A 13744-nucleotide genomic window follows, 5' to 3' on the forward strand; every position below is an offset into this window, starting at 1 on the left:
TCTTAACGTGGAAAAAGCGGGGCCGGAGCCGATGGGTAGCCCCGCCCCGGAGCGGGGGGCGGTCGATTTGCCTTCAGGGATACGCTGAACAAGTCCCCATGCGTCATTCCGGCGAACGCCGGAATCCAGGAACTGGACACCGGCCTTCGCCGGTGTGACGGACTTATAAATGTTTCCTTAGCGTATTTCATGGACAGGGGGGAATTGACTTCCATGAGCGCTAGCTCCCGAGCATGCGGGCCGCCTGGCGGTACCAGGTGTCCAGGTAGGGCGGTATGTACAGGCCCAGCATCAGGCCCAGGGCCAGGTGGACAAAGACGGGCAGCAGGGCGGGCGGGTGGGCCAGGGGCTTGACCGAGGTCTCGCCGAAGACCATGGGCTGGACCCGGCCGAAGACGGCGGCGAAGGCCACGCCCAGGGCCAGCAGAAGGAAGGGCGTGGCCCAGGGTTGCTCGCGCATGGCGGTGGTGAGGATCAGGAACTCGCTGGCGAAGACGCCGAAGGGGGGCATGCCGAGAATGGCCAGGGAGCCCAGCATCAGGCCCCAGCCCACGGTGGGATTGACCTTGATCAGGCCCCGGATCTCGTCCATCAACTGGGTGCCGGCCTTCTGGGTGGCATGGCCGACGGCGAAAAAGATCGACGATTTGATCAGGGAATGCACCGTCATGTGCAGCAGGCCGGCGAAGTTGGCGACGGGGCCGCCCATGCCGAAGGCGAAGGTCATCAGCCCCATGTGCTCGATGGAGGAGTAGGCGAACATGCGCTTGACATCCTTCTGCCGGGAGAGGAAGAAGGCGGCGGTTACCACCGAGAGCAGGCCGAAGGCCATCATCAACTGGCCGGCCAGGGGCGTGCCGAGGGCGCCGTCGGTCAGCACCTTGCAGCGCAGGACGGCGTAGAGAGCCACGTTCAGCAGCAGGCCCGAGAGCACCGCCGAGACCGGGGTCGGCCCCTCGGCGTGGGCGTCGGGCAGCCAGTTGTGCAGGGGCACCAGGCCCACCTTGGTGCCGTAGCCGATGAACAGGAAGGCAAAGGCCAGGGTGATGATGTTGGGATCGAGCTGCTCCTTGACCGCGTCCAGATTGGACCACAGCAGGGCGCCGCCCTCGGCGCCGAGCACCTTTTCCGCCGCCATGTAGAGCAGCACGGTGCCGAACAGGGCCTGGGCGATGCCGACGCCGCAGAGGATGAAGTATTTCCAGGCCGCCTCCAGGCTGGCGGCGGTGCGATAGACGCTCACCAGCAGCACCGTGGTGAGGGTCGCCGCTTCCATGGAAACCCACAGCACACCCATGTTGTTGGTCATCAGAGCCACCAGCATGGTGAAGCTGAACAACTGGTACATGCTGTGATAGAGCCGCAGGCGGCGCGGCGTCATCTTGCCGTGGTCGCGCTCCACCCGCATGTAGGGCCGCGAGAAAATGGCGGTGGTGAGACCGACGAAGGCGGTCAGGCTGACCAGGAAGGCGTTCAGCGGATCGATGAAGAATTCCTTGTTCCAGGCGAAGAGGTGCCCCGCCGAGATGACCTGGACGGTCAGGGCGCAGGCGGCCAGGAAGGTGCCCAGGCTGAAGCCGACATTGATGTCCCGTGCCACGTCTCGATGCCCGGTGAAGGCCAGCACCGCGCTGCCGAGGAGGGGAATGCCGAGGACGAGAAGCAGTGTCTCCAATTCAGTCTTCCTTGAGCTTTTCCAGGTGGCGAATGTCGAGGCTGTCGAACTGCTCGCGGATCTGGAACATGAACACGCCGAGGATCAGGATGCCCACCAGCACGTCCAGGGCGATGCCCAGTTCCACCACCATGGGCATGCCGTAGGTGGCGGAAGTGGCGGCGAAGAACAGGCCGTTCTCCATGGAGAGGAAGCCGATCACCTGGGGCACCGCCTTGGAGCGGGTGATCATCATCATGAAGGAGAGCAGCACGCAAGCCAGGGCGATGCCCAGGGTGCCGTGGGCGATGGTGGTGGAGAGCTGGGAGATGGGGCGGGCCAGGTGGAAGGCGAACATCACCAGCACGATGCCGATCAGCATGGTGGTGGGGATGTTGACCAGGGTCTCCACGTCCCAGCGCACATTCAGCCGGGTGATGACCCGGTGCAGCAGCAGGGGGATCAGGATCACCTTGAGGGCCAGGGTGATGGCGGCGGAGACGTACAGATGGGGCTGGTGGGTCAGGTAGCCGACGATGACGGTCGCCGCCACCAGGGTAACGCCCTGGGCGGTGAACAGGTGGATCAGGGAAAGTATCCGCCGCTGGGAGATCATGGCGAAGGCCAGCATCAGCAGAATCGCCGCCAGGAGGTTGATGAACTGGGCCATCAGGCCGCTGATCTGTCCGCTCATCATCCTACGCCGGACCAGCCGGAACCAAACAAGAGAAGCTTCGATGGAGAGTCATGCTGCCTGGCCAAAAAAGCGAATTGAGGCCCGCCCCCTCCCGACCTCCCCCTCGCGGGGGAGGCGACTGTATTGGCGCGCTTCGCTCGAAATTCTTCTCACGATTTGTCATGACTTGACCGATTAGTGACTAGACACCTAGCAGGATGTTGACCAGCATGCCGATCACCGCCAGCAGGAAGGCGGTGGCGAGAAATTCCGGGACGCGGAAGATGCGCATCTTGGCGCTCATGGCCTCCAGGCCGGCCAGCAGGGCGCCGCCGATGGCCAGCTTGAAGACCAGGGCCGGCAAGGCCAGGAGCAGGGCCAGGGGCGCCTGGGCCTCGGCCACGCCCCAGGGAAAGAACAGGGCCAGGCCGATGCAGGAATAGGCGAAGAGCTTCAGGCTCGCGGCCCACTCGAGCAGGGCCAGGTGGCGGCCGGAATATTCCAGGATCAGGGCCTCGTGGATCATGGTCAGTTCCAGATGGGTGGCCGGGTTGTCCACCGGCACCCGGGCGTTCTCCGCCAGGGACACCATGGTGAAGGCCACGCCGGCGAAGGCCAGACTGGGATAGATCGCCAGGTTGCGGTGGGCCAGGGTCTCGACGATGGTGGTGAGGGACGTGGACTTGGAAATCAGGGAGGCGGAGAACAGCACCATCAGCAGGGCCGGCTCGGCCAGGAAGCCGATCAGCATTTCGCGTCGGGCGCCCAGGCTGCCGAAGGCGGTGCCGATGTCCATGGCGGCGAGAGAGATGAACACCCGGGCCAGGGCAAACAGGCCCACCAGGGCGATGGCGTCCGCCGCCGGCGCCAGGGGCAGGTCGGTGGATAGGGTGGGAATGATGGCGCTGGCCAGGGCCATGCAGCCGAACACCACATAGGGGGCCAGACGGAACAGGGGCGAGGCGTGTTCGGCCAGCACCGACTCCTTGTGGAACAGCTTGTGCAGCATCCGGTAGGGCTGAAGCAGCCCCGGGGCCGACCTGTTCTGGGTCCAGGCCCGGCACTGGTTGATCCAGCCGGTGAGCAGGGGCGCCAGCAGGAGGGCGGCGAGAATCGCCAGCAGTTGGGAGACGAGGCCTAGGAGATTCATTGGACTACCCTCCCCCCGGCCCCCTCCCCGGGGGAAGTGGTGATAGCGGTTCGCCGCGTTGCGGCTCCATGTTGTGGCTTGCGCCCCTTCGGGCGGCCGTGCGGGTCGCTCATCGCTGCACCACCATCAGCACGCCGATCAGGGTCAGGAAGCTGTAGAGCAGGTAGAGGGCGATGCGTCCCTGTTGCAGCAGGCCGATCAGCCGGGCCAGGCGTTCCACGCCGACCGCCACCGGCAGGTAGAGCCAGTGCCAGAAATGGTCGCCGGTGCTGACCCGGTAACGGGGATGTTCGTCGAAGGGGGTCGGCAGTTCCCGCTCCAGGCGGAAGAATGGCTCGAATATCTGCCGGATCGGCTGGCCGAAACCCTCCGCCGTGTCCTGCATGCGGGCGGTCTGCCAGGGAAAGCCGCAGTCCCAGGGGACCGCCCGGCGCAGCCGGCCGTGATAGAGGCGGCGCACCAGCAGCCAGGCCAGGGCGCAGCTCGCCGCCACGCCCAGCAGGAACACCACCGGCCCATAGCTGGCCCGCTCCACGGTGACCGGCACCAGCAGCCAGCCGCTGGCCGCCACCCGGTCTCCCAGGCCCGTGGCGACCAGTTGCTGGGTTACCGGATCAATCAACTGGATGAACTGGACCGGCAGCAGGCCCAGGGCCAGGCAGCCGGCCACCAGCCAGAGCATGCCGATGCGCTCCCAGGTGCCGGCGTCGTGGGCCTCGGACAGCTTGGCTTCCCGGGGCTGGCCCAGGAAGATCACGCCGAAGAACTTGACCATGGTGTAGCCGGCCAGGGCCGCCAGCAGGGCGATCATGGCCGCCACCACGGGGATCAGCATGTTGAGGAAGGAATTGGGCAGGCCCGGGGTGAACAGGAAGCTTTGCAGCAGCAGCCATTCCGAGACGAAGCCGCCCAGGGGGGGCAGGCCGGCGCTGGCCAGCACGCCGATCAGGCTCACCCAGGCCACCCAGGGCATGTAGCGGATCAGGCCGCCCAGCTTGCCCAGGCTGCGCTCCCGGGTGGCATGGAGCACCGCGCCGGTACTGAGGAACAGCAGGCTCTTGAACAAGGCATGGCTGGCCACGTGGTAGAGCACCGCCGTCAGGGCCAGGGCCGCCACCGGTTTCATGCCGTAGGCGGAAAACAGCACCGCCAGGCCGATGCCGGTGAACAGGAGGCCGATGTTCTCGATGGAGGAGTAGGCCAGCAGCCGCTTCATGTCCACCTGGACCGCGGCGAAGACCACGCCGAACAGGGCCGTGGCCAGGCCGATGGCCAGCAGCACCACGCCCCACCACCAGAGCTGGGCCTGGAGCAGGTCGAAGGAAATTCGCAGCACACCATAGACGGCGGTCTTCAGCATCACCCCGCTCATCAGGGCCGAGACCGGCGAAGGGGCGGCGGGATGGGCCTCGGGCAGCCATATATGCAGGGGCAGGATGCCGGCCTTGGCGCCGAAACCGAACAGGGCCAGCAGAAAGGCGGCCGAGCCCCAGAAGGGCGTGAGCTGCTGGAGCCGCATGTTGGCGAAGGTGTAGTCGCCGGTGTTGGCCTGCAGGACGCCGAAGCAGAGCAGGATGCCGATGGCGCCGATGTGGGCCACCAGCAGGTAGAGATAGCCGGCGCGGCGGATTTCCGGAATGCGGTGGTTGGCGATGACCAGGAAGTAGGATGACAGAGCCATGGTCTCCCACATCACCATGAAGGCGTAGGCGTCGTCGGCCAGCACCACCAGGGCCATGCTGGCGAGGAATACGTGGTATTCGAAGCAGAGCAGGCCCGGCGGCGTGCCTTCTCCCTTGCGGAAGTAGCCGGCGGCGAAGGCAGAGACGCCTGCCGAGGCGGCGCCGATCACCAGCAGGAAAAAGGCGGACAGGGCATCCAGGCGGAAATGGAAGGGCAGGCCGGGCAGGCCGATGGGCAGCACGGCGGTCTCGGGGATGCCCAGCACGGCGCTCAGGGCGATGCCGGTCAGGACCAGACCGAACAGGCCACCGGCGGGGAACAGCAGCCGCGCCACCAGCGTCAGTCGCCGCAGGGCGAACAGACCCGCCACGCCGATCAGCAGCCAGGCGACCACGACGACCAGTGCCCAATCCAGATGCACCCAGTGGCCGAGATTCTGGAGCACGGTCATGACCATGGCCCGGATTGTCGCACCCAACATTGCCGTTTTATCGCTCCCATTTGTTGGGCATCATATCAGTTTCTGATTACATTTAAATGTTAATGTTATTAACATTAACATCGGGCGCTTCAGGATCGGAAATCAGCTACCAATCTAGGTGATGGGAGCAAAGCCGCCATGTTCTGGGAACATGCCACGGGCACGGGCCATCAAGGGGCGGCACCGTCGCGTAAAATCACCCGCTTTTACGCAGGTCAGACTCCCATGACGGTACGCACCCGCTTCGCGCCCAGCCCCACCGGCTATCTCCACATCGGCGGCGCCCGCACGGCCCTGTTCGCCTGGGCCTACGCCCGCCGCCACGGCGGCAAGTTCATCCTGCGGATCGAAGACACGGACCTGGAGCGTTCCACGCCGGAAGCGGTGCAGGCCATTCTCGACGGCATGCGCTGGCTAGGCCTGGAGCATGACGAAGGCCCCTACTACCAGATGCAGCGCATGGACCGCTACAAGGCCGTGATCGCCCAGATGCTGGCCGCGGGCAGCGCCTACCACTGCTATATGTCGAAGGACGAGCTGGAGGCCCTGCGGGCCGAGCAGGAGGCCAGGAAGGAAAAGCCCCGCTACGATGGCCGCTGGCGGCCCGAGCCGGGCAAGACCCTGCCGCCGCCACCGCCCGGCGTGGAGCCGGTGGTGCGCTTTCGCAACCCCCAGGAGGGCGTGGTGGCCTGGGACGACCTGGTCAAGGGCCGCATCGAATTCGCCAATACGGAACTGGACGATTTCATCATTGCCCGGGCCGACGGCACGCCCACTTACAACTTCTGCGTGGTGGTGGACGATTGGGACATGGGCATCACCCAGGTCATTCGCGGCGACGACCATGTGAACAACACGCCGCGCCAGATCAACGTGCTCCAGGCCCTGGGCGCCGCCGTGCCCCAGTACGCCCACCTGTCGATGATCCTGGGGGACGACGGCCAGAAGCTTTCCAAGCGCCGCAACGCGGTGGCGGTGACGGATTTCGACGATGCCGGCTACCTGCCGGACGCCATCATCAACTATCTGGCGCGTCTGGGCTGGTCCCATGGCGACGACGAGTTCTTCTCCCGGGAGCAGTTCGTGCAGTGGTTCGACCTGGACCACATCACGCCTTCCGCCGCCCAGTTCAACACCGAGAAGCTCAACTGGCTCAACCAGCAATACATCAAGCAGGCCGCCGACAGCCATCTCGCCGCCGAAGCGGCCCGCCGCCTGGCGCCCCGGGGCATCGACCCGGAGGCCGGCCCCCCACTCGAGCGGCTGGTGGCCCTCTACAAGGACCGGGTGGGCAACCTCAACGAACTGGCCGACGCGGTGGAGCCCCTGCTGGTGGAAGTCCACCCCTCCGCCGAGATGATCGAGACCCACCTGACCGCCGCCGCCCGGGCGGCCCTGGCTGATCTAGGGGGGCGGTTGGCGACGGCGGAATGGCAGAAGGCTGTCCTGAGTCAGGCCATCAAGGAAACCTGCGCCGTCCTGGGCCTGAAAATGCCTCAGGTGGCGATTCCCCTGCGGGTCGCCCTGCTGGGCCAGCCCCAGTCCCCGGCCATCGACGCCGTGCTCGAAGTGCTGGGCCGGGAAACGGTGCTGGCGCGGCTGAAGCGCTGGCTCTGAGTTTGCCGCGTCAGATGAAATAAAAAAGCCGAGGCTCTCGCCTCGGCTTTTTCTTGTCACCCCCTTGTTCAGCGGGGCACGATGGCACCATTGACCACCTTGACTCGGTCGCCAGCACGCCAGGAGGGCTGGCTGTCGCTGCCGATGATGCTGGAGGTGCCATCCTCGAAGCGAACAGTGGTTTCCCAGCGGCTGCTGGATTTCTGGGATTTCTCGATCTTGTTGCCCAGCACGGCGCCACCCACGGCCCCGGCCACGGTGGCAATGTCCTGACCCCGGCCCCGGCCGACGTTATGGCCCAGGGCGCCGCCGATCACGCCACCGGCGATGGCGCCCAGACCCGAGCCTTCGCCTTCCTTCGTCACCTGGCGGACGGAATCGATGGCGCCGCAGTTACTGCAGTATGCGGGGCCGGCGGGAGGGGCGCTGACGGCTGTGGCGGGGGCGCCGGACTGGGATGCCGGCTTGGGGGAAGCCGGCGGCTTGCGCACGACCTTCTGGGCCGGTGCCGGCGCAGCGGAAGCTGCAACCGGTGCGGCGGGCGCGGGAGGTGTTGCCGTCGATGGAGCGGTGGCCGGCACTGCTTCCGTTGCCGGCTGTGGTTCGGTCTTGCCGGGCAGCAGCCCGAGGAAATGGGCCGTGCCAACCCCGGCGAAGAGAATGACGGCTACGGCTGCAATCCAGAGCAAGGGATGCAGGGGCGGGCGAGAGGTGCTTTCCATGAGGGTCTCCGTGGTGGACTTACGGACACTCTAACGTGAGACCTTGGGACGCGGCTGACGCCGGCAACATGCTGTTACCTGCCGGCGTCGAATAAGTCACGCTGCTTCCAACACTACGTCCGCATCTGGGGAAACAGGATCACGTCGCGGATTGCCGGGCTGTCGGTGAGCAGCATCACCAGACGGTCGATGCCGATGCCGCAGCCGCCGGTGGGAGGCAGGCCGTACTCCAGGGCGCGCACGTAGTCGGCGTCGTAGAACATGGCCTCCTCGTCGCCGGCTTCCTTGGCCTGGGCCTGTTGCTGGAAACGGGCGGCCTGGTCTTCCGGGTCGTTCAGCTCGGAGAAACCGTTGGCGATTTCCCGGCCGACGATGAACAGCTCGAAGCGCTCGGTGATGTCCGGGCTGCTGTCGGAGGCCCGGGCCAGGGGGCTGACCTCGGTGGGATAGTCGATGATGAAAGTGGGCTCCCACAGTTCGGCTTCGGTGGTTTCCTCGAAGAGCTGCATCTGCAGGGTGCCCAGACCGGCGGCGGGCTTGACGTTAACACGGAGTTCCTCAAGCTTGTGGCGCAGCCAGGCTGCATCGTTGAGCTGCTCGAAGCTGTAGCCCGGGTGATATTGATGGATGGCCTCCACCATGGTGAGGCGGGCGAAGGGCCTGGACAGGTCCAGCTCCCGGCCTTGATATTGGAAGGTCTCCCGGCCCAGGGCTTCCCGGGAGGAATGGCGCAGCAGGCCCTCGGTAAAGTCCATCAGGGTCTGGTAGTCGGCGTAGGCCTCGTAGAACTCCATCATGGTGAACTCGGGGTTGTGGCGCGGCGACAGCCCCTCGTTGCGGAAGTTGCGGTTGATCTCGAAGACCTTCTCGAACCCCCCCACCACCAGGCGCTTCAGGTACAGCTCCGGGGCGATGCGCAGGAACATCTGCTGATCCAGGGCATTGTGGTGGGTGACGAAGGGTTTGGCCGCCGCGCCGCCGGGGATGGGGTGCATCATCGGCGTTTCCACTTCCAGGAAGTTGTGATGGGTCATGTAGTTGCGGATGGAGCTGATCATCCGGCTGCGGGCGACGAAGGTGAAGCGGGACTCCTCGCTGGTGATCAGGTCCAGGTAGCGCTGGCGGTACTTGGTCTCCACGTCGGAGAGGCCGTGGAACTTCTCCGGCAGGGGGCGCAGGCACTTGGAGAGCAGGCGGATGGTCTGGGCCTGGACCGTCAGCTCGCCGGTCTTGGTCTTCATCATGGTGCCGGTGACGCCGACGATGTCGCCCAGGTCCCAGTGCTTGAATTCGGTATAGACCTCCTCGCCGACGCCATCCTTGCTGACGAAGATCTGGATGCGACCGGACAGGTCCTGGATGGTGATGAAGCTGGCCTTGCCCATCACCCGTTTCAACATGACCCGGCCTGCCACCTTCACCTCGATGGAGGCGGCTTCCAGTTCCTCCCGGGTCTTCTCGCCGTAAAGCTCGTCAAGCCGGCCGGCGGTGTTCTCGCGGCGGAAATCGTTGGGATAGGCGCGGCCGCTTTCCCGCCATTGGCGCAGCTTCTCGCGGCGCTCGGCGATGATGTGGTTCTCGTCCTGGGCGGGAGAAGCGGCAGTTTGTTCCGGCTGGTTCATGGGGAATCTTTCAGCTAAGGAGGCTTGAAAACCCGGCATTGTCGCCGATCCGGGATGCTTTGAACAAGATCGGCGAGGCTCCGGCGGGCCGAGATGAAGGCCAGGCCAGGGCTGGAATGCCCGGCTATCCGGCCAGGAATTCCTCGTGAAACGCATCGCTCGGGATGGGGCGGCTGATCAGATAGCCTTGCAGGTAGTCGCAACCCAGGCGCCTGAGTTCCCGCCGCTGGGCCTCGGTTTCGACCCCTTCGGCGACAACATTGAGACGCAGGCTGTGGGCCAGGGCGATGATGCCCGTGACCAAGGCCGTGGCGTCGGGATCGCGCTGCATGTCCTGGATGAAGGAACGGTCGATCTTGATGGTGTCGGTGGGAAAGCGCTTGAGGTAACTGAGGGACGAATAGCCGGTGCCGAAGTCGTCGATGGACAGCCTTACCCCCATCTTGCGCAGGGTTTGCAGGGTACCGATGGTCTCCCGTGCGTTTTCCATCAATACGCTTTCGGTGATCTCCAGAACCAGGGCGGAGGCCGGCAGCCCGCTGCGTTCCAGGGCCGTTTGCACCAGTTCGGCCACCAGGCCCTGCTCCATTTGCCGCGCCGAGAGGTTGACCGCCACATAGATGTCGCTGCCGCTGGCGTCGCGCCAGGCCTTGGCCTGAGTGCAGGCCATGTGCAGTACCTGTTCGCCGATGGCGATGATGAGTCCGGTTTCCTCCGCCAGGGGGATGAAATCCGCCGGGGAGACCAGTCCCCGTTCCGGGTGCTGCCAGCGCACCAGGGCTTCCATGCCCTTGAGCGCGCCATCCCGGGCGTCAACCACCGGCTGGTAGTGGACGATCAGTTCTTCGCGCTCTATGGCGTGGCGCAGTTCGGTTTCCATCTTCAGATGTTCGGAGAGGGTGCTTTCCATGTCGGGCGTATAGAAACAGATGCGGCTGCGGCCCCGCTTGGCCTGGTACATGGCCGTGTCGGCGTGGCGCATCAGAGCGCTGACATCCAGGCCGTCGTCCGGGTAGATGGAAATGCCGATGCTGACGGAAACGAAAATATCTTGATTGTTGATGCCGAAGGGCAGGGCCAGTGCCCGGCTGACCTTCTGGGCCACGCTCTTGGCGGCGGCCGGTTCGGCGATGTCTTCCAGCAGGATGGTGAATTCGTCGCCGCCCTGGCGCGCCACGCAATCGTTGGTCCGTACGCAACGACTGATGCGGGTGGCAACCTCGGTGAGCAGGTAGTCGCCGGCTTCGTGGCCCATGGAATCATTGACCACCTTGAAACGGTCCAGGTCCAGGAAGAGGATGGCGAAGCGCTCCTGCTTGATGGTCGAGCGCTCCAGCACCTGCTGCACCTGGCTGCCGAAAGCCAGGCGGTTGGCCAGACCGGTCAGCACGTCGCTGTAGGCGAGATGGCGCACGTGACGCTCGGCCTGGGTGGCCTCCACCGTGCGACGCACTCGCTGGGTGACCACGGACAGATGGATGGGCTTGGGAATGTAGTCGATGGCCCCGGCGGCGAAGGCCCGGTCCACCGAGTGCTTGTCCTCCAGGGCGGTAATCATCAGCACCGGGATGTCGGCCAGGCGGGGTGATTGCTTGATGGTGATGCAGGCGGTGAATCCATCCATCACAGGCATCAGCGCATCCATCAGGATCACATCGGGAATCGTGTGTTCAAGCCAGGCCAGGGCCTCCGCCCCATCCGTGGTTTCGGCCACGCGGAATCCGGCTCGCGCCAGGGCGTGGTAGAGGGTGATGCGGGTGCTGCGGTCGTCATCCACGATCAGCACCAGGGGCATGGCCTGGTTGGGGGCCAGGGCCGATGCCGGCAGGCCGGCCGTCAGCTCCGCCCGCAACAAGGGTAGTACCCGGGTGTATTCGACGCGCAGCCGGTCCACCTGGTGGCCGGCTTCAGCGCTGATGCCCAGATCGGCGGCTTCCTCGATTTCCCGGGCGACGGCGGCCAGGGCGTCGGCGCCCAGATTGCCCGCCGCGCCCTTGATGACATGGGCGGTGCGCCGCAGGCCCTCGTTGTCGGATTCCGCCGCAGCCTGCTCTATGGTCTCAAGGTAATTCGGCATGTCCTCGATGAAGGGACGAATCGCTTCGGGAATCGCATCGCCGAGGACCTCCCGCAGTTTCCCCATGGTGCTGTAATTGAGCGCCGATGCGGCATCGTCCGCCACTTCCCGGGGGCGCAGGGGCTGGGCGGCTTCCCAGGCCAGCCAGTGCTTCAGCTTGGCCGCCAGCATCTCCAGGGTGAGAGGCTTGGCCAGGTGGTCATCCATGCCGGCGGCCAGGCATTTCGACAGGTCGGCCGGTTGGGTATTGGCGGTCATCGCGATGATCGGGGTGCGCCGCTCGGAGGCCTGTTCCATGCTGCGGATGGCTGCGGTGGCCTCGTAGCCGTCCATGACCGGCATGTTGCAGTCCATCAGGACGATGTCCCATTTCTCGGACTGGAAGGCGGTGATGCTCGCCAGCCCGTTTTCCGCCAGGCCGGCCTCCGCCCCGAGCATTTCCAGCATGCTCTGGGCAATCACCTGATTGGTGCGGTTGTCTTCCACCACCAGCACCCGGCAAGGCTGAGCCGGGTCCCGTCCATGCTGGGTATCCGGCGCGGCGCTGAGCGGTTCCGGCGCGTCGGCGGCCTCCAGCGGCAGATCGAACCAGAAGCAACTGCCCTGGCCGGGCTGGCTGACCACGCCGATGGAGCCTCCCAGAAGGGTCACCAGTTGCTTGCAGATGGACAGGCCGAGGCCGCTGCCACCGAAGCGCCGCGTGGTGGAAGTGTCGGCCTGGGTGAAGGAATCGAAAATCGTGGATTGATGTTCCGCCGCGATGCCGATGCCGGTATCGCTCACCTGGAACCGTATCAGGTTGCGTTCCGCCGGCCCGACGTTGATGCTGACGCTGCCGCGCTCGGTGAATTTGATGGCGTTCCCCAGCAGGTTCACCAGGATCTGGCGAATGCTCGTCATGTCGCCCCGCAGCCGCGCCGGCAAGGCCGGATCGATCCGCCAGTCCATGGCGAGATGCTTGTCCCTGGCCTGGAGGGAGAGCATGTCCACGATGCGTGCAACAAGGTGAGGCAGGTCGAAATCGATCTGCTCCGGTTCCAGTTTGCCGGCCTCCAGTCGTGAAAAGTCGAGGATGTTGTTGATGAGTTCCAGCAGGTATTGGGATGATTCCCAGGCCAGATCCAGCAGTTGCGCCTGGCGGGGCGGCATGGCGCTGGCCTTGAGCATGTCCAGGGTGCCGATCACGCCGTTGAGCGGTGTTCGAATCTCATGACTGACCGTGGTGGCGAATTCCGCCTTGAGGCGCGCGTAGCGCATGGCATCGTCCCGGGACTGGCGCAATTCCTGTTCGCGCTCCTGCAACACCTGCATCATGCTGTTGAAGGCATGGGCCATGGCGGCCACATCCCTGGGCCCGGAAAGCTCGGCGGGACCGACGGGTTCCCCCCGCTCGGCCTTGCCCATGGACAGTGCCAGGGCCTCCAGGGGCTGGCTGATCCGGCCGGCCAGGCGGCGCACCACCAGCAACAGCAGCAGGGCAAAGGTCAGGGAAAGGCCCAGGTTCACCACGAAAAAATCGCGGCTCATGCGCTGCAACGTCGCCTTGCTCTGGGCCAGGCGCACATAGCCCAGCAACAGGGCGGGGCGTTCGTTCATGTCAAAGGGGGAACCCGCTTCCTCCGCATCCCGGACGATGGGGGCGATGAAATACCAGTGCTGTCCGTCCTCGCCATCAAGAAGTGCCTTGTTGGCCAGCAAGCGGGATTCGTCCGGGGCGCCGGGTGGGATGGCAATGGCTTCTCCCCGCGACACCAGGGCCTGATGATTGAGGGTGCGGATTTCCAGGCCGGCGATGTCGGGAAAGGCCAGGGTGGTTTTGACTGCCTCGGCAGCGTTGTCCTCCGACATGAAAACGACGGCCAGGCGGCTTTGCTGGGCGAGGTTGGCGGCCACCCGCTGTCCTTGCAGGATGAAGTTTTCCTGTAGGCGGCGATCGGATTGCCAGGAAAGCATCAACGAGGAAATCAGCGCCAGACTGAACAGGCCCGTCGCAATGACGATGCTCAGTTGGCGCCGAAACGAACTTCGCTGGGAGAGCAGGGCGCGGATCGAGATCATGGGA

Annotated in this window: 8 protein-coding genes; 1 reads left to right on the forward strand and 7 read right to left on the reverse strand. The window is 65.2% G+C overall.

Features of this window, described 5'->3' with window-relative positions:
- Window positions 1–220: 220 nt before the first annotated feature.
- From DENOEST_RS02980 to hyfB, 4 genes are all read right to left on the reverse strand, one after another.
- Complete coding sequence (locus tag DENOEST_RS02980) at window positions 221–1675, reverse strand: hydrogenase 4 subunit F (RefSeq protein WP_145769930.1); 1455 nt, start codon at window positions 1673–1675, stop codon at window positions 221–223.
- 1 nt (window position 1676) lies between these two features.
- Window positions 1677–2351 carry a formate hydrogenlyase gene (locus DENOEST_RS02985; RefSeq protein ID WP_232096420.1) on the reverse strand — a complete coding sequence of 225 codons (675 nt, stop codon included), beginning with the start codon at window positions 2349–2351 and terminating at the stop codon, window positions 1677–1679.
- Window positions 2352–2532: 181 nt separating this feature from the next.
- On the reverse strand, window positions 2533–3480 hold the full coding sequence (locus tag DENOEST_RS02990; protein WP_145769931.1) for a respiratory chain complex I subunit 1 family protein: 948 nt from the start codon (window positions 3478–3480) through the stop codon (window positions 2533–2535).
- 109 nt (window positions 3481–3589) lie between these two features.
- Window positions 3590–5644: a hydrogenase 4 subunit B gene (gene hyfB / locus DENOEST_RS02995; protein ID WP_232096421.1), complete on the reverse strand. Its 2055-nt coding sequence runs from the start codon at window positions 5642–5644 to the stop codon at window positions 3590–3592.
- Window positions 5645–5869: 225 nt separating this feature from the next.
- Between hyfB and gltX the strand changes: the two genes are divergently transcribed.
- On the forward strand, window positions 5870–7261 hold the full coding sequence (gene gltX, locus DENOEST_RS03000; protein WP_145770071.1) for a glutamate--tRNA ligase: 1392 nt from the start codon (window positions 5870–5872) through the stop codon (window positions 7259–7261).
- 68 nt (window positions 7262–7329) lie between these two features.
- Here the strand turns inward: gltX and DENOEST_RS03005 are convergent, their stop codons facing one another.
- From DENOEST_RS03005 to DENOEST_RS03015, 3 genes are all read right to left on the reverse strand, one after another.
- Window positions 7330–7983: an outer membrane lipoprotein gene (locus DENOEST_RS03005; RefSeq protein WP_145769932.1), complete on the reverse strand. Its 654-nt coding sequence runs from the start codon at window positions 7981–7983 to the stop codon at window positions 7330–7332.
- Window positions 7984–8096: 113 nt separating this feature from the next.
- Window positions 8097–9605: a lysine--tRNA ligase gene (gene lysS, locus DENOEST_RS03010; RefSeq protein ID WP_145769933.1), complete on the reverse strand. Its 1509-nt coding sequence runs from the start codon at window positions 9603–9605 to the stop codon at window positions 8097–8099.
- Window positions 9606–9729: 124 nt separating this feature from the next.
- A complete protein-coding gene (locus DENOEST_RS03015; RefSeq protein WP_145769934.1) occupies window positions 9730–13740 on the reverse strand; it encodes an EAL domain-containing protein in 4011 nt (1336 codons plus the stop codon).
- Between the last annotated feature and the right edge of the window lie 4 nt (window positions 13741–13744).

Origin of the sequence: Denitratisoma oestradiolicum, assembly GCF_902813185.1 — a bacterium.
In the GTDB taxonomy this organism is placed as follows: Bacteria; Pseudomonadota; Gammaproteobacteria; order Burkholderiales; family Rhodocyclaceae; genus Denitratisoma; species Denitratisoma oestradiolicum.